Raw genomic sequence first — 16,893 nt, 5'->3', positions numbered from 1 at the left:
GCTCTCGAGGGCGCGAGCCGCCGAGGCCGCCCCGGCCGCGGAGGCTCCGGCCGCCGACGACCGCCGAGGCTCCGGCCGCCCGAGACCGCCGAGGCTCCGGCCGCCGACGAGCAGCCCGCGCAGGGCGAGCAGGCCTGACGAACGACCACAGGTTCCCGCCGGGCGCGACGCCTCCGGCCGGCCGCGACGGCGGGGATCTCCCAGGGAACGACCTGGTTCCGGTGCGGTAGGGCGACGTCCGCCGCACTGAGGGCTTCATCGGGTGGGCGCCCGGCACGGGCGCCCACCCCCCAGACGATTCGCATCCGGGTCCCGAAGAGGAAATTGGACAATGGCTTCCGTAAACATGGCCGACGTCAAGCGGCTTCGCGAGCTGACCGCCGCCGGCATGATGGACTGCAAGAAGGCGCTCGAGGAGTCCGAGGGCGACTTCGACAAGGCCGTCGACATCCTGCGTCTGAAGGGCGCCAAGGACGTCGGCAAGCGCGAGGCCCGCACCGCGTCGAACGGCCTGGTCGCCGTCAAGCACGAGGGCGACTCCCTCGCGGCGCTGCTTGAGCTCAACTGCGAGACCGACTTCGTCGCCAAGAACGAGCGCTTCCAGGAGCTCGCCGCCGACATCGTCGCGCACATCGTCGCGACCAAGCCCGCCGACGTGCCGACGCTGCTCGAGTCCGAGCTCAGCGGCAAGACCGTCAAGGAGCTGCTCGACGAGGCCAACGCGGCGCTCGGCGAGAAGATCGAGATCCGCCGGTTCGCGCTGCTGGAGGGTGGCTTCATCACCTCCTACATGCACAAGACCGACCCGCAGCTCCCGCCGGCCGTGGGCGTGCTCGTGCAGCTCGACACGCCGAACGCCGAGGTCGCCAAGGACATCGCCCAGCACACCGCCGCGATGGCGCCGAAGTACCTCAGCCCCGCCGAGGTGCCCGCCGAGGTCATCGAGAAGGAGCGGTCGCTGTTCGAGCAGATGACCCGCGAGGAGGGCAAGCCCGAGGCCGCCATCCCGAAGATCGTCGACGGCCGGGTCAACGGCTGGTACAAGGACTTCACCCTGCTGGAGCAGGCGTTCGTGAAGGACAACAAGAAGACGATCGCGAAGGTCGCGGACGAGGCCGGCGTCAAGGTCCTGGCCTTCACCCGCTACAAGGTCGGCCAGGCTTAGGCTTACTGCCAGGAGCTTTTCGACCCGCGCTGACATCCGAGGAGGCCGCCGCCGTGCAGGAGAACACCAGACCCGCCACGCCGGCGGCTTCGTCGTACGACGGGCCGCTGCGCTGGAAGCGGGTGATGCTGAAGCTGTCGGGTGAGGCGTTCGCGGGCGGTGAGTCCCTCGGGATCGACCCGCGCGTCGTCGCCCAGCTCGCGGACTCGGTCGCCGAAGCGGTCCGTGAGGGCGTGCAGGTGGCGGTCGTCGTCGGCGGCGGCAACATGTTCCGCGGCGCGCCCTGTCGCAGGGCGGCATGGACCGCGCCCGGGCCGACTACATGGGCATGCTCGGGACCGTCATCAACTGTCTCGCCCTGCAGGACTTCCTGGAGAAGCGCGGCATCGACACCCGCGTGCAGACCGCGATCACGATGCAGCAGGTGGCCGAGCCGTTCCTGCCGCGCCGCGCGATCCGTCACCTGGAGAAGGGCCGCGTGGTCATCTTCGGTGCCGGGCTCGGCTCGCCGTTCTTCTCGACCGACACCTGCGCGGCGCAGCGCGCGCTGGAGATCGGCGCCGAGGCGTTGCTCAAGGGCACCCAGGTCGACGGCGTGTACGACTCGGACCCGCGCAAGAACCCCGACGCGGTCCGGTTCGACCAGCTTGATTACGGTGAGGTGCTGACGCGGGGCCTCGGGGTCATGGATGCCACCGCGATCAGCCTGTGCATGGACAACGGCCTGCCCATCGTGGTCTTCGATCTCATGGGCGAGGGCAACATCCTCCGGGCGGTCCGTGGTGAGAAGATCGGCACGCTGGTGAGTCCGGCAGGGAAGTAGGGAGCCGCAGTGATCGACGAAACCCTCCTCGAGGCCGAGGAGAAGATGGACAAGGCGGTGACGGTCGCCAAGGACGACTTCGCGAGCATCCGCACCGGCCGTGTGACGCCCTCGATGTTCAACAAGATCAATGTTGACTACTACGGGTCGCCGACGCCGATCCAGCAGCTCGCGTCGTTCCACGTCCCCGAGGCGCGCATGGTGCTCGTGCAGCCGTACGACAAGGGCTCGCTGAACGCGGTCGAGAGGGCCATCCGCGACAGCGACCTCGGCGTCAACCCGAGCAACGACGGCACCGTGATCCGCGTGGTGTTCCCCGAGCTGTCGGAGGAGCGCCGCAAGGAGTACATCAAGGTCGCCCGCAACAAGGCGGAGCACGGCCGGGTGTCCGTACGGAACATCCGCCGGCACGCCAAGGAGATCCTCGACAAGCTCGTCAAGGACGGCGAGGCCGGCGAGGACGAGGTCCATCGTGCGGTCAAGGAGCTCGACGACCTCACCCAGAAGCACGTCGCGAAGATCGACGAGCTGCTGAAGCACAAGGAAGCCGAGCTGCTCGAGGTCTGACGTCGCGGCCCCGCACGTGGGCTGTACGGCACGACCGTGATCCTTGTGCCGCACCGCGAAGGGCGGGGCGGCACAAGGATCACGCGTATATAGAGAGTGGGACGCTGTGGACGGAACTGCTGCCGCAGGCGACCGGAACCCGGCGGGGGGCGCTGCGGGCCCCTCCGGTGCCGGACACGGTCCCGAGGCGGGTGGTCGCACCGGTGCCGGTCCTGGTGCCGGCCAGGCGTTCCGCGTCGAGCGGCCTCGCCGGCGCGGGCGCCGGCGCCGTGCAGAACGGCGTCACCGATTCCGGCGCCGGCCGCGCCGCCACGCCGAACGGCCTCGCGGATCCGGCGGACACCGGCGCCCCGGGCGGCACGTCCGGTGACGCCGCCAAGAAGCCCTCGGGTCGTACCGGCCGCAACCTCCCGGCCGCGGTGGGCGTCGGCGTCGCGCTTGGCGCGGTGGTCATCGGCTCGCTCTACTTTGTCAAGGTCGCCTTCCTCGTCGTCGTCCTCGTGGCCATCGGCGTCGGGATCCACGAGATCGTCAAGGCGTTCGGCGGGTTCGGCATCCGGGTGCCGCTGCCGCCCCTGCTCGCCGGCATGGCGGCCATGACGCTCGGGCCCTACTGGGGCGGCACGACGTTCCTGGTCGGCGCGTTCGCCGTGACCGTGATGGTGCTGCTGGCCTGGCGCATGTTCCAGGGCGCGGAAGGCTTCGTCAAGGACGCGACCGCAGCGGTGTTCGTCGCCGTCTACCCGGCGCTGCTCGCGGGGTTCGTGCCGTTGCTGCTGGCTCCCGAGGACGGGCCGGACCGCGTGATCGTCTTCATCGCGGTCACCGTGTGCAGCGACATCGGGGGATACTTCGCCGGGATCTTCTTCGGCAGGCACCGGATGTCGCCGCTCATCAGCCCCAAGAAGACCTGGGAGGGCTTCGCGGGGTCCACCCTCGCCTGCGTCGTGGGCGGCGCGTTACTGGTCCACTTCCTGCTGCAGGGCGAGTACTGGGAAGGCGCCGTCGTCGGCCTGGCCGGAGTCGTGTGCGCGACGCTCGGCGACCTCGTCGAGTCGGTGATCAAGCGCGACATCGGCATCAAGGACATGGGCACGCTGCTGCCGGGACACGGCGGGGCCATGGACCGCCTCGACTCGCTGCTGTTCACGCTCGTCCCCGTGTGGCTGCTGCTCACGATCCTGGTCCCGGTCGCCTGACCAACCACGCCGAGTTTCGGCACGCCTCAGATCCGGCTGGTCATCGCCAGTCGCTCGCTGATCGCCCGATGGCCCTGATCGGCCACGAGGCGGAGTTCGGACTCGGTGAGCGGGAGCAACCACAGCCACCGTACGGCGTCGCCGCCAAACACGAATCCTGACATGTCCGGTAGTCCGGGCGGGTCCATCAGCATGAGCACCCCCTGGTGCCCGCCGTCCAACGGGAACGTGACCGGGTTCTGGAACCAGCGGGCCGTGTGCCCGTGCCCCAGCCACGTCACCGACCGCCACGGATACTGCCCGAGCCAGGCGAACAGCCGTGCGGCGATCCTCGGATCCTGCCTGGTCGCCAGCGCGAGTTCCACCCGGCACGCCGTGTCGTACATCTCCGCGGCGGGCATCCGCTGGCAGCTCATGCCGACCGTGGACAGCACCGTGTAGTCCCGCGTGAACGTGGGCGGGCGCTCGCTGACGCCCACCAGGGGGAACCGGTCGCCGCCGACGTCCCAGTAACGGCCGGGCGGCCCGAGCCTGCCGTCGAGGTGGCCCAGCACGAACTGCTGATAGGTGGCCCAGCTGCCCTCCGCCTGCCGCCACTGCCAGTACGCGCGGGCCTTGGCCACCCGGGGGGACAGGCCCTCCAGCGCCTCGCCCAGCGGCCAGGCGAACGGCGACTCCCCGACGGCGTCCCGCGCGTACCCGGGCAGGCCGCGCTCCATGTCGGCCCACGCCGGAATGACCGCCAGGAGCGTGTCGTTCTCGTACAGGGCGACGCCGTCGCCCTCCTCGAACCACAGCACCGACAGCGACTCCGCGTCCAGGGGCGGCCGGCCGGAGGGATGCGCGGTGTGCGCCTCGGGCATCAGCGGCGGCAGCCCGGCGCCGGCCCGGCCGGGATCGGCCTCGGCGGGCGCGGGGACGTGGTTGGCCAGCCAGACCGCTCCGTGGACGATCCCCTTCGCGTCACGAAGGTAAGCTACGGAGGAGGTCCGGTCGGCTTCGATCGTCAGTGTGCGGCTCCCGTAGGGGTTGGTGCTGGTGAGCACGACAGTGGTGTCCACACCTCACCTCTCGTACGCCTCCGGGATTCGACCGCCAGACAGAATGTAAAGCCGCGCGCGCCGGTCGTTAAGACCACGGCCGCGGATGATGGAAAGGGTTTTGCGTGAGCGAGCAGCCGAAGACCGGGCAGCTGACCTTCGTGGCGCCCCGCCGGGCCAAGCCGCAGCGCCACCTCGCCGACCTGACCATGGCGGAGCGCAGGGCCGCGGTGGCGGAGCTGGGGGAGAAGCCGTTCCGCGCCGACCAGCTCTCCCGCCACTACTTCACCCGGCTGACCGGCTCTCCCGAGCAGATGACCGACCTGCCTGGCACGCTGCGCGAGCGGCTGGTCGAGCAGCTCATGCCCCCGCTGCTGACGTCCGTACGCGAGATCACCTGTGACGGCGGCATGACGCGCAAGACGCTGTGGAAGCTGTTCGACGGCTCGCTGGTCGAGTCGGTCCTGATGCGTTACCCCGACCGCGTCACCATGTGCGTCTCCTCCCAGGCCGGATGCGGCATGAACTGCCCGTTCTGCGCGACCGGCCAGGCCGGGCTCACCCGCAACATGTCCACGGCCGAGATCGTCGAGCAGGTCGTGGCGGGTGCGCGGGCGCTGGCGCGCGGCGAGGTCCCGGGCGGTCCCGGCCGGGTGACCAACGTGGTCTTCATGGGCATGGGCGAGCCGATGGCCAACTACAAGGCCGTCATCGGCGCCGTACGCCGCCTGGTCGACCCCGCGCCGGAGGGCCTCGGCATCTCGGCGCGCGGCGTCACGGTCTCGACGGTCGGCCTGGTGCCGGCGATCGGCAAGCTCGCCGACGAGGGCCTGCCGGTGACGCTCGCCGTGTCCCTGCACGCGCCGGACGACGAGCTCAGGGACACGCTCGTGCCGATCAACACCAGGTGGAAGGTCGCCGAGGTGCTCGACGCGGCCTGGAACTACGCGGCCAAGACCAAGCGGCGCGTGTCCATCGAGTACGCGCTGATCAAGGACATCAACGACCAGGAGTGGCGGGCCGACCTGCTCGGCCGCCTGCTCAAGGGCAAGCTCGTGCACGTCAACCTGATCCCGCTCAACCCCACGCCCGGCTCGAAGTGGACCGCCTCCCGGCCCGAGGACGAGCGGGCGTTCGTACGCCGCCTGGAGTCCCACGGCGTCGCCGTCACCGTACGGGACACCCGGGGGCGCGAGATCGACGGGGCGTGCGGGCAGCTCGCCGCCGCGCCCCAGCAGTGAGTCAGGGTCGCGTGCGGCGCAGCCACACGTAGGCCGCCAGGCCGATCGCGGGCCACAGCAGGGACTGCACCGTGAGCAGGGGCAGCCCGGACAGCAGCACACCGTGGTGGGCGTCCCGCATCCAGGCCATGACCGGCACGGTGAGCCAGCGGGCCCCGGCCATGCTGATCATCAGCATCGACAGGTAGCCGAGGATCAGGGCGATCGTGGAGACCGCGGGGGAGGGCAGGATCGGGCGGCTCGTCAGCGCCCCGAGCGCGAGCCCCGCCGCCGCGGACAGCAGATGCAGCCACACCCCGGTCAGGAGCACGGTGAGGGTGGGGGAGGCCGCGAGGCGGAAGAGCAACGCGGCCTCGGCGATCGCGGCCAGCGCGAGCAGCGACGCGAACGCCGCGAGGAGGCCGCTCACCAGCTCCCTCGGCCCCAGCGCGGACAGGGCGACGCTGCGCTGCTCGTCGGGCTCGGTGTCGAGCAGGCCGCGGGCGGCCCAGGCGAGCACCGGCACGAGCATGGCGGCCGAGTCCGCGGTGGCCCCGATCTCCTGACCCGCGGGCACGGCGCCGGCGTAGAGGACCGCCAGCAGCGCCAGCAGCGCGATCAGCGGTTGCAGTGCCCGGTGTGAGGCGACATATCCGGTGAGGCGGAACCTCGCCAGCGCGATCACGGCTGTCATCCGGCGGCCTCCCGGGCGACGCCGCCCGTGATGTGCCCCGTGGTGTGCCCCGTGGTGTGCCCCGTGATGTGTACCGTGCAGCCCTCGGCACGCAGGCGGTCGGCCAGGTCCGACGCCCTCGACGCGGCCACCGCCACCTCCAGCACGGTCAGGGCCGTCTCACCGGCCTCCTCGACCGGATCGAGTTCGCGTACGGCCCGGTCGCGGACCTCGCAGCGGCGCAGGCCGGGGAAGGCGCGCAGATCACCCTGGTGGTCGCTCACCACCACGATCCCGCCGCGCGCGCTGATCTCCCCGATGATCCTGGGGAGTTCGGCGCGGGTGGCGGCGTCGAGACCGGCGAAGGGCTCGTCGAGCACGAGCAGCCCCGGCTCGGCGAGCAGCGCCTGCGCGAGGCCCACCTTGTGCGCGCTGCCCTTGGACAGATCGGGCAGGCGCTGCCCGAGCAGGTGGTCCATGCCGAGCCGCTCGCTCCACCGGCCGATCGACTCCGAGCTCACCCTCCGGACCGCCGCCATGTGCCGCAGGTAGGACGCCACGGTGAACGGCTGGTCGGCGGGGAACCGCTCGGGGGCGTACCCGACGACCCGGGGACGGTCCTGGACGCTTCCGCGTACGGGTCTGAGCAGCCCGGCGACCAGTCGCAGAAGGGTCGACTTGCCGGTGCCGTTGGGCCCGGTGACCTCGATCACGTCTCCCGGATCGAGGACCAGGCCGGCGTCGGACAGGACCCAGGGGTCTCGCCGTCCGTACCGGAAGGAGAGGCTGGCGATCCGCATAGTTTTCCGAGCCTATCGGGATGTTCCTCCCGGCGTGCGTACATCGGGCGATCTTTGGGTCTCGCCTTTCTGTTGGGACTCCCGTCAAAATGGACGGGCGTCAGCAACGGGCAGGGAGGTGTGGTGTGAACCGCTTTCCCCGCGTCATGGCGGTGCGCCTGGGCTATGACCCCGAACAGGTCGACGACTTCGTGCGCAGGATCGAGCGGACGCTCGGGCTCGGCCCGCTCGACGGGCCGCCGGTGACCGCCGACGAGATCAGGAACGCGAAGTTCGCCGTCAAGCTCGGGGGCTACAACGAGACGGCGGTGGACTTCGCGCTCGACGCGTTCATCGTCGCGGTCGAGGCCAGAGCCGGTCGGGACGCCGCCGTACCGGCCGTGCCGCCGCCCGCCGCCTCGGACTCCGTTGTCAAAGAACCCGTCACCACAGAGCCCGTCACCACAGAGCCCGTTGCCCACGAGCCCCGGCCCGTCGCCGCCCGGGCCCCGGCGGCACCGGCCAGCCGTACGCGGGCCGAGGAGCGCACGCGTCCGCAAGCGGCTCCCGCGCAGGCCACCGGCCGTGTGGAGAAGACCGGCACGCCCCCTCCGGAGCCGGGCACGCCGTCCTGGCTGGAGACGCAGGCGGCCCGGGTGGAGCGCGTGGCCTTCCGTCCCGGGCGGCTCGGGATGGGCTATCGCGAGGAGGAGGTCGACGCGTTCCTCGACCGGGTGGTGGCGACGCTGCGCGGGACGGCGGCCGAGCCGTTGACGCCGGAGCAGGTCAGGAAGGCTACGTTCGCGACCGTCGTGTTCCGGCCCGGCTACGCGATCCACGAGGTGGACGGCTTCCTGGCGGAGATGGCGAGCGTGCTGGAGCGCTGCCCCTGAGGCGCTCCGTATAGGTAATAAATTGCAATTTTCGTGGAGCAATGCACCACGATAGGGATCATGCTGCGCAGATCATCCCCCTTGGCGGCGCTCGTCGCCGCCGGTCTCACCTTGGCCGTCCCCCTTCAGACCGTGCCGGCGGCCCAGGCGAGCACGGGCTCCGGCGCCTACGTCCCCGGCTCGGCCGGTCTCGGCGACCCGTACTTCCCCCACGCGGGCAACGGCGGATACGACGTCGGCCACTACACGATCCGCCTGCGGTTCACGCCGAAGACCCGGCACCTCAGCGCCACCACGACGATCACGGCGACGGCGAAGAAGAACCTGTCCCGGTTCGACCTCGACTTCTCCGGGCCGAAGATCGGCAAGGTGCTCGTGAACGGCGAGCGGGCCTCGTACGCCCGGAAGGGCCAGGAACTCGTCGTCACGCCCCGGCACGGGCTGCCGTCGGGGAAGACGTTCACCGTCGAGGTGTCCTACGCCGGCCGGCCGAAGGCGATCAAGGACAAGGCGCTCGGCGTCACCGGCTGGATCAATACCAAGGACGGCGCCGTCGTGCTGGCCGAGCCGGACGGCGCGCGTAGCTGGTTCCCGGTCAACGACAACCCGCGGGACAAGGCCACCTACACCTTCGAGGTCACCGTGCCCGAGGGGCTGACGGTCCTGGCCAACGGCGAGCCGGGGAACTCCGGCGTGGCCGGTCCGCGCGACGGCTACAGGACCTCGAAGTGGGAGATGCGCCGGCCCATGGCGTCCTACCTCGCCATGGTCGCGATCGGGAAGTTCAAGGTCACCCAGGGCGTCGTCGACGGCATGCCCAACATCACGGCGTACGATCCGTCCCTGGCCAAGGAGTTCAAGCGCCTGCACGGCACCACCGCCAAGGCGATCAGATGGGAGTCGAAGACCTTCGGCGACTACCCGTTCTCCTCGACCGGCGGCATCGCCGACCGGCTCGGCGTCTACTACGCGCTGGAGACGCAGGGCAGGCCGGTGTACGACACGGGCATGTCGGACGAGCCGACGATCGTGCACGAACTGGCCCACCAGTGGTTCGGCGACAGCGTCGGCCTGCGCAGCTGGAAGGACATCTGGCTGAACGAGGGCTTCGCGTCGTACGCCGAGTGGCTGTACCAGGAGCAGCACGGCGGACCCTCCGCCGAAGAGACCTTCGCCGAGCACTACAAGCACAAGGCGGGCAGCGCCTTCTGGAAGCTCAAGACCGGCGACCCGGGCCGCACCGGCATGTTCGACTGGAACGCGATCTACGTCCGCGGCGCCATGACCGTGCACGCGCTGCGCAAGAAGATCGGCGACGAGACGTTCTTCACGCTGCTGCGCACGTGGACGAAGGAGAACCGGCACTCCACCGTCACCACCAAGGACCTCATCGCCCTGGCGGAACGGCTGTCCGGCCAGAACCTGGACGATCTGTTCGACGCGTGGCTGTACAAGGCGGCCAAGCCGAAGCTCTGACCGGCGCGGGTCGCGGGCGGCGGCGAGACGGCCGCCCGCGACGGCACCCCCGACGGCACCGGCCGCGACGGCACCTCCGCACCGGTGCCGCCGCACGGTGCCGCCGCACGGTGTCGGCGCACGGTGTCGGCGCACGGTGTCGGCGCACGGTGTCGGCGCACGGTGTCGCCGCACGGTGTCGGCGAAAACCTGTCAGCGGCCGTCCGACGCGGGCGCCGGTTCGAACCCCGCTGTGCGGTACCGCTCGACCTCCGACCACGCGGCGGACATCCCGGCCAGGCATCGGTCGAACACCTCCGCCTGCCGGACGTACGCCTCGCGGGCGGGACCGGGGCGGACGCACAGGTCGTCGGTGTCGCTGACCGACCACGGCACGTCGCTGTGCCCGAGCGCGGCGGGCAGCAGCGAGGCGACCCCGCGTGCGCCGAGTTCGCTGGTGAGCTGACGGCGGACGGGGCGGCCGAGCACGTCGGCGAAGATCTGCGCCCAGACCTCCGACCGCGCGCCGCCCCCGGCCAGCCGCCAGGGGCGGTCGCCCACGTCGGCACCGCTGGCCAGGACCCGGTCGAGCTGCACCCGGTGATACTGGGCGACCCCCTCGATGACCGCACGGGTGAGATGCCCGCGACGATGTACGGCGGAGACGCCGAGGAAGGTCCCTGAGGCCGCCGGATGCTCGGGGGCGCCGTTGACGAACGGCAGGAACAGCAGCCCGTCCGCGCCCGGCGCCACCGTCGCCGCCTCGGCCAGCAGATCCGCCGCCGGGACCCCGGCGGTCGCCCGGTGCGGCACCGACGCGGTGCTCAGCCAGTCGAGGTTGGCGGCCGACGTGGGGGCGACCTCCATGGCGAGCATCGTCCCCGAGTCCGGCATCAGGGCGCTGAGCGTGACCTCAGGCGCGGGAGTGGCGGCGGGGACGACGACGCCGTTGATGGCCCAGGTGCCCACGATGATCGTCACGTCGCCCTGCGCCCGGCCGCCCGCGCCCAGCGTGGCGGCCACGCAGTCCATGCAGCCCGCGATCACCGGCAGTCCCTCCGGCAGCCCGGTCAGCTCCGCGACCCGCGCGCTGAGCCCGGCCACGACCTGCCCGGACTCGCGCAGCGGCGGGAAGCGGTCGAGGTCACTGGCCGGAAGCCCCACCAGTTCGAGCGCCGTCGGGGTGTACTGACGGGTGTCCAGCGCCACCATGCCGAACGCGCTCGCGTCGCTGTAGTCGGCGCTGGGCACGCCGGTGAGCTGCGAGGTCACCCAGTCCTTGCACGACAGCGCCCACCGGGTCGCGGCGTACGCCTCGGGCTCGGCGTCGTGCAGCCAGCGCAGGAGCACCGACGGCTGGGCCGCCCACGGGATGGAGCCGGTCTCGGCGGCCAGGCGGCGGGCCGCCTCCGGCTCGATCGCGTCCACGATGTGCTGGGCCCGGCTGTCCGACGACGCGATGGCCGGCCCGACCGGCCGCAGCGACGCGTCGACCGGATAGAGCCCGTTGCCGTGGGCGGCCACGCCGATGCCGGCCGGCGTGTAGCCGTCGGCCGCGAGCTTGCCCGCGAGGTCGCCGAGCAGCGCCACGACGGTGTCGGCCAGCCCGGTCATGTCCACATCGTGCCGGTGGGCGGTCACGCTGGTCCGCGGGGTGCGGGCGTGCACCACGCCCACCTCGCGTCCCTCCGTGTCGAACGCCGCGGCCTTCGACGCGGTCAGGCCGACGTCGACCCCGATGTAACACGTGGCCAGGTTCGTCATGCCGTCCTCCCGTCGTTGCCCCGGCTCGCCGCCGCGGCCAGCGCCCGGGGACGGTGGCGCCGCAGCTCGTTCTCGTAGGCGGCCACCTCGGCGCGGGCCCGCCCCTCGTCCCAGCCGAGGTGTCGTACGGCGACGTCCGCGCAGGTCGCGGCGCTGGAAAGGCCCATGTCGCCGTTGAGCCCGACAAGGATACGCCGCAGCATGACGTCGGCCAGCGTGACCGCGCCCTCCTCGCGTACGGCCATGACGACCTCGGCGGCCAGGGCGCCGGTCTCCTTGTCGACGACCTCGGCGAGCGAGGGGTCCCCGGCGGCGAGGTCGAGCACCCGGCGGGCGCGCACGCCGTACAGCTGCAGCAGCCGGCGGGAGGACGCGCCGTCCAGCGGCGACTCGCGCAGGAAGTCGCGCACGAACTCCGGCCAGTCCGAGGTGTCCGCGCCGGGGAACGGCCGGGTGCGGGTGACGCACGCGCGGGGCCGCCTGCCGAGCACGCGCAGCGCCTCGTCGGTCACGTCCTCCGCGAGCGCCCGGTGGGTCGTGAGCTTGCCGCCGATGACCGTCAGCAGGCCATGGTAGGCGGGCGCGTGGTTGAGCACGGTGTGCCCACGGCTGATCTTGGCGTTGTCCGACACCCCGGCCGTGTACGGCAGGGGCCGGATCCCGGCGACGCTCCAGAGCACGTCGTCAGGCGTCAACCGCGCCTGGGGGAAGATCCGGTTGGTCTCGGCGAGCAGGTAGTCGATCTCGGCGTCGCTGGCGACGACCTCGTCCAGGTCGCCCTCGTAGGTGAGGTCGGTGCTGCCGAGCACGTAACGGCCCTGCCAGGGGAAGACGAAGATGGGCCGCCCGTCGGCCGCCGCCTCGAAGAAGATGCAGGTGTCGGGCGCTCCGGGGAACGGGTCGAGGACGACGTGGCTGCCCTTGGTGCCGCCGTTGAGCCGCCGGCTCTCGATCTGCCCGTCGAGGATCCGGTCGATCCACGGCCCGGCGGCGTTGACGGTGACGGCGGCCCGGATCTCCCCGCGCTCCCCGGTCCGTACGTCCTCCGTGCGGAGGCCGGCGACCCGGTCGCCCTCGACGATCAGGCCGGTGACGGAGGTGTAGGTGAGGACGCGCGCGCCCAGGTGGCGGGCGTCGAGGAGCAGTTCGACGCAGAGCCGCTCCGCCCACGGCACCTGCGCGTCGTGGAACAGCGCCGCCCCGCGCAGGCCCTCGCGCGACAGCGTGGGCCACCGGCGGGCCACCGTGCGGAGCGGCACGCCCCGGCTGAGCCCGCGCCCCCGGCCCAGGGCCATCATGTCGAACGCCAGCAGGCCGAGCCGGATCAGCGCTCCCGGCCGGGTGTACCCCTCGTAGAAGGGGATCAGCATCGGGTAGTCGCGGATGAGGTGGGGAGCGGTGCGGAACAGCAGGTGCCGCTCCCGGATGGATTCGTGCACGAGCGTGAAGTCGTAGCGCTCGAGGTACTTGAGGCCGCCGTGGATCAGCCGGCTGGAGGTGCTCGACGTGCCCGAGCCCACGTCGGCGCGGTCGACGACGACGACGCGCAGGCCGCGGGCGGCGGCGTCCCGGGCGATGGCGAGCCCGTTGATACCGGCTCCGATGACGGCGAGGTCGACGGCGTCGTTCTCACCGGAGGGGACGTGATGCGACATGGGAGGCTCCCGGAGGGTGACGGGCGCGGGTCCGCGGGCGGCGGACCCGCGCCGGAGAAGAACTGGACTAGGCTGCGGAGCCGCCCGCCTTCTCCTTGTAGATCTCGTACGCCTCCTCGGGCTTGAGCCCGTCGTGCACGACCGCGCGGACCGCGGCGAGCATGCCGGCGGGGCTGTCGCTCTGGAAGATGTTGCGGCCCATGTCGACGCCGGCGGCGCCCTCCTGGATCGACCGGTAGGCCATCGTCAGGGCGTCGATCTCGGGCAGCTTCTTGCCGCCCGCGACGATGATCGGCACCGGGCAGCTCGCGGTGACGGTCTCGAAGCCCTCCTCGACGTAGTACGTCTTGACGATGTGGGCGCCCATCTCGGCGCTGATCCGGGTGGCCAGGCGGAAGTAGCGGGCGTCGCGGACCATGTCCTTGCCGACCGCGGTGACGCCGAGCACGGCGACGCCGTGCCGCTGGCCGGCGTCCACGAGCGCGGCCAGGTTGGCGACCGACCGCGACTCGTGCTCGCCGCCGACGAACACCTGGATGGCCACGGCCGCGGCGTTGAGGCGCAGCGCGTCCTCCATGTCCAGCGCGATGTGCTCGTCGGACAGCTCCCGCAGGATGCTCGGGCCGCCGCTGGCGCGCAGCACGATGCCGGCGTCGGTGGTCGCGGGGATGCTGGTGCGCAGCGCGCCGCGGGTCATCATGATCGCGTCGGCGTCCGGGACGAGCGGGGCGATCCGGGTGTCGAGGCGCTCCAGGCCGGCCATCGGGCCGACGAAGTAGCCGTGGTCGAACGCCAGCATGACCGTGCGCCCGGTGTCCGGCCGGAAGATGCGCGACAGGCGGTTGCGCAGGCCCCAGTCCTGCCCGTGCGCGCCCTTGACGTGGAAGCCGCTCGCCGCGGGCCCGGCGGACGTCCCGAAGTCGCGGGCGTCGAGCAGGCCGTCGGTGTCAGCCATCAGTGTCGTCTCCTGTGCTAGTGGTGGTGGCGGTCGCGGTGCGCGATCGCGTCTGAACAGAGATGCGGTACGGTCGCCCCCGCCGGCGAGGAAGAGGACGAAGAGCACCAGGCCGCCCTTGAGCAGGTTCTGCGCCGCGGTGCTCCAGCCCACGAGGTTGACCAGTCCGTCGAGCAGGATGAAGAAGAGGGCCGCGCCCCACACGCCCACCGGGACCGCGCGGCGCCGGAGATGAGCGTGCCGCCGATGACCACGACGGCCACGGAGTCGAGCAGGTAGCGGGTGCCGAGATCGGCCGAGGGCGCGATGTAGGCGGCGAGCAGCGCGCCGGTCAGCCCGGCCAGCGCGCCGCTCAGCAGGTACGTCGACCCGATGATCCGGGCGACCGGGATGCCGGCCCGCTCTGCGGCCCGGCGACTCTGGCCCACCGCGATCAGCGACCGGCCGTAGACCGTACGGCGCAGCAGCGCGACGACGAGCACGGTCAGCACCGCGATCGCCAGCGCGAGGAGCGGCACGCCGGCCGGGCGCAGGTTGAGCGCCGAGCGCAGGCCGGGGTCGGGCACGGCGGTGAAGCCGTTGGCCATCGACAGCGTGATCGACGAGGCGACGAGCCCCGCGGCCAGGGTGGCGATGATCGGGGGGACGGACAGGCCGAGGATGGCCACGGCGCTGACCGCCGCGACGAGGACGCCGACGCCGATGCCCGCGAGGATCCCCACGGCCGCCGAGCCGGTCGCGGAGGCCGCCGCCACCGAGACGAACCCGGCGAGCGAGATGACCGATCCCACCGACACGTCGATGTTGCCGGGGCCGGCGGTGATGACCAGCATCTGCCCGAGCCCGACGATGACGAGGTACGGCGCGAGCGACAAAGCGAGGGAGACGGTCTGCCCGCCGCCCTGGCCCGAGATGGCCAGGATCACCAGCCACACGAGCGCGGCGGCGGCGAAGCCCCAAATCCAGGGGCCGCTCCAGCGACGTGAACCGGTCACGCGGATGTTCATCGCAGCACCTTCCCCACGACGACGCGGCCGGCGAGCACGGCCAGGACGATCACGCCTTGCACGGCCGACTGCATGTCGGACCGCACGTCGAGCAGGCTGAGAACCACGCTGACCAGCCCCAGCGTCACCCCGCCGATCGCGGTGCCCCACGGCACGGCGTTGCCGCCGGAGAAGGAGCCGCCGCCGAGGATCACCGCGGCCACGGTCATGAGCGTGTAGCTGGAGGCCGACGACACGTCTCCGCCGCCGGTCTGGGAGGCCAGGACGAGGCCGGACAGCACGCCGAGCGCGCCCGCCGTCGCGTAGGCGATGACGCGGGAGGTGAGCGGCCGCAGACCGGCCCGCCGCAGCGCGACCGGGTTGCTGCCCAGCCCCCGCATCCGCACGCCTGCGGCGCTGCGCGCGGTGAGCAGGTAGACCAGCAGCGCGACGACCAGGATCGGCAGCAGCGGCGCCGGGAAGCCCGCGGGCTGCCACGCGCCGAACGACGCCAGCCACCCGGGCGTCGTGCCGCCCGGTGTCGGCAGCAGGAACAGGCCGAGCCCGAGCCAGACGAACGAGGCGCCGAGGGTCGCGATCAGCGCCGGCACCTCGCGCAGGTGGATGAGCAGGCCGAGCACGGCGTACGCCGCGACCAGCCCGGCCAGGACGAGCGCGCCGACGAGGGGGGACGACACCAGCAGGGTCGCGGAGACCACCGTGACCAGGCCGACGAAGTTGCCGATCCCGAGGTCGATGTCGCCGACGGCCATGAGCGTCATCTGGGCCTGCGCGGCGATCACCAGCGGCACGGTCGCGGACAGGACCAGCGTGAGGCCCTCCACGGTCAGCACGCCCGGCTGGAGCGACGAGCAGACGCCGATCATCGCGATCAGGGCGACGGCGCTGACCGCGGCAGGGGCCGAACGGCGCATCCGCGCGCGGTCGGGCAGCGCCGGGGCGAGAAGCTGGGCCATCAGTCGTTTCCTCCGTCCTCGTTGAAGGAGACGGCGATGATGCGTTCCTCGGAGATCTCCTCGCCGGTCAGTTCGGCCACGATCCGGCCGGCCCGGAAGACGTAGACGCGGTCGCAGTGGGCCATCTCGGCGTTCTCGCTGGAGTACCAGACGATGCTCCGGCCCTTCGCCGCCTCCTCCCTGATGAGGCGGTACAGATCGGTCTTGGTGTGCACGTCCACGCCGCGGAACGGGTCGTCGAGCAGCACGAGCCCGGCGGGGGAGGCGAACGCGCGGGCGACGATGACCTTCTGCTGGTTGCCGCCGCTCAGCTCGGTGATCCCGGCCTCCGCGCCGCCCCTGATGGCCAGGCGCTTCACCCAGTCGCCGACGACCGCGCGCTCCTCGGCCGGACGGCGCAGCCCCCGGCGGGCGATGCCGCGCAGCGCGGTCACGATGAGGTTGTCGCCCACGCTCCACAGGGGCAGGACGCCCGAGCGCTGCCGGTCGCCCGGGACGTACGCCCGCGTCACCTTCACCGTGGTGTCGCGCCGGACGGGCCGCCACAGGCGTTCGAGCACCTCCTGCTGGCCCTGGCCGGCCAGCCCGGCGAGGCCCACGACCTCGCCCCTGCCGACCCGCAGGGTGACCTCGCGCAGGCCGGGGGCCGGTGGCGCCGCGCAGCTCGGCCACCGTCTCCCGCGCGGCGGCCCCCGCCTGCGGCCGCCCGCGTGCCGGTCGCCGCCGGGGGCGGCGACGTGGG

Annotated in this window: 15 protein-coding genes and 1 pseudogene; 7 read left to right on the top strand and 9 right to left on the bottom strand. The window is 72.1% G+C overall.

Annotated features, from left to right (window positions below; translation table 11 throughout):
• Positions 1-331: 331 nt before the first annotated feature.
• The 4 genes and pseudogenes from tsf (at position 332) to B1L11_RS41245 (ending at position 3,754) form a co-directional block, all read left to right on the top strand.
• Entirely contained in the window at positions 332-1,165 is an 834-nt protein-coding gene (gene tsf / locus B1L11_RS41260) for a translation elongation factor Ts (protein WP_079320644.1), read from the top strand.
• Positions 1,166-1,290: 125 nt separating this feature from the next.
• Positions 1,291-1,988 (top strand): annotated as a pseudogene (pyrH, locus tag B1L11_RS41255) (UMP kinase).
• 9 nt (positions 1,989-1,997) lie between these two features.
• Positions 1,998-2,555: a ribosome recycling factor gene (frr, locus tag B1L11_RS41250; protein WP_079320643.1), complete on the top strand. Its 558-nt coding sequence runs from the start codon at positions 1,998-2,000 to the stop codon at positions 2,553-2,555.
• A gap of 167 nt (positions 2,556-2,722) precedes the next feature.
• Complete coding sequence (locus B1L11_RS41245; RefSeq protein WP_256863330.1) at positions 2,723-3,754, top strand: phosphatidate cytidylyltransferase; 1,032 nt, start codon at positions 2,723-2,725, stop codon at positions 3,752-3,754.
• 26 nt (positions 3,755-3,780) lie between these two features.
• Here the strand turns inward: B1L11_RS41245 and B1L11_RS41240 are convergent, their stop codons facing one another.
• Positions 3,781-4,815, bottom strand: a complete 1,035-nt coding sequence (locus B1L11_RS41240; RefSeq protein WP_079320642.1) for a suppressor of fused domain protein — start codon at positions 4,813-4,815, stop codon at positions 3,781-3,783.
• A gap of 104 nt (positions 4,816-4,919) precedes the next feature.
• Here B1L11_RS41240 and rlmN point away from each other — a divergent pair, with 104 nt between their 5' ends.
• Positions 4,920-6,035 (top strand): 23S rRNA (adenine(2503)-C(2))-methyltransferase RlmN, encoded by a 1,116-nt coding sequence (gene rlmN / locus B1L11_RS41235; RefSeq protein ID WP_079320641.1) that lies wholly within the window; start codon positions 4,920-4,922, stop codon positions 6,033-6,035.
• A gap of 1 nt (position 6,036) precedes the next feature.
• Here the strand turns inward: rlmN and B1L11_RS41230 are convergent, their stop codons facing one another.
• Entirely contained in the window at positions 6,037-6,708 is a 672-nt protein-coding gene (locus B1L11_RS41230; RefSeq protein WP_143737917.1) for a hypothetical protein, read from the bottom strand.
• A complete protein-coding gene (locus tag B1L11_RS41225) occupies positions 6,705-7,487 on the bottom strand; it encodes an ATP-binding cassette domain-containing protein (RefSeq protein ID WP_079320639.1) in 783 nt (260 codons plus the stop codon). Before B1L11_RS41225 ends, B1L11_RS41230 begins: the two co-directional genes overlap by 4 nt.
• A 125-nt stretch (positions 7,488-7,612) precedes the next feature.
• On the opposite strand from B1L11_RS41225, the gene B1L11_RS41220 reads away from it, so the two are divergent.
• Entirely contained in the window at positions 7,613-8,359 is a 747-nt protein-coding gene (locus B1L11_RS41220; protein WP_179155559.1) for a DivIVA domain-containing protein, read from the top strand.
• Positions 8,360-8,419: 60 nt separating this feature from the next.
• Positions 8,420-9,835 carry a M1 family metallopeptidase gene (locus tag B1L11_RS41215; protein ID WP_079320637.1) on the top strand — a complete coding sequence of 472 codons (1,416 nt, stop codon included), beginning with the start codon at positions 8,420-8,422 and terminating at the stop codon, positions 9,833-9,835.
• 192 nt (positions 9,836-10,027) lie between these two features.
• On the opposite strand, the gene B1L11_RS41210 is transcribed toward B1L11_RS41215, so the two are convergent.
• The 6 genes from B1L11_RS41210 to B1L11_RS41185 form a co-directional block, all read right to left on the bottom strand.
• Entirely contained in the window at positions 10,028-11,578 is a 1,551-nt protein-coding gene (locus B1L11_RS41210) for an FGGY-family carbohydrate kinase (RefSeq protein ID WP_079320636.1), read from the bottom strand.
• Positions 11,575-13,233 carry a glycerol-3-phosphate dehydrogenase/oxidase gene (locus tag B1L11_RS41205; RefSeq protein WP_079320635.1) on the bottom strand — a complete coding sequence of 553 codons (1,659 nt, stop codon included), beginning with the start codon at positions 13,231-13,233 and terminating at the stop codon, positions 11,575-11,577. The genes B1L11_RS41210 and B1L11_RS41205 overlap by 4 nt, the downstream gene beginning before the upstream one ends.
• A 67-nt stretch (positions 13,234-13,300) precedes the next feature.
• Positions 13,301-14,188 (bottom strand): 3-hydroxy-5-phosphonooxypentane-2,4-dione thiolase, encoded by an 888-nt coding sequence (lsrF, locus tag B1L11_RS41200; protein WP_079320645.1) that lies wholly within the window; start codon positions 14,186-14,188, stop codon positions 13,301-13,303.
• A 17-nt stretch (positions 14,189-14,205) separates the two neighbouring features.
• Positions 14,206-15,195, bottom strand: a complete 990-nt coding sequence (locus B1L11_RS41195; protein WP_256863329.1) for an ABC transporter permease — start codon at positions 15,193-15,195, stop codon at positions 14,206-14,208.
• Positions 15,192-16,151, bottom strand: a complete 960-nt coding sequence (locus tag B1L11_RS41190; protein ID WP_079320634.1) for an ABC transporter permease — start codon at positions 16,149-16,151, stop codon at positions 15,192-15,194. The genes B1L11_RS41195 and B1L11_RS41190 overlap by 4 nt, the downstream gene beginning before the upstream one ends.
• On the bottom strand, positions 16,151-16,893 hold a 743-nt coding region (locus tag B1L11_RS41185; RefSeq protein ID WP_256863328.1), incomplete at its 5' end, for an ATP-binding cassette domain-containing protein. The genes B1L11_RS41190 and B1L11_RS41185, both read right to left, overlap by 1 nt.

It is taken from the genome of Microbispora sp. GKU 823 (genome assembly GCF_002027145.1).
GTDB lineage: Bacteria > Actinomycetota > Actinomycetes > Streptosporangiales > Streptosporangiaceae > Microbispora > Microbispora siamensis.
The sequence above is the reverse complement of the archived record's forward strand: the minus strand, read 5'-3'. Positions and strand labels throughout refer to the sequence as shown.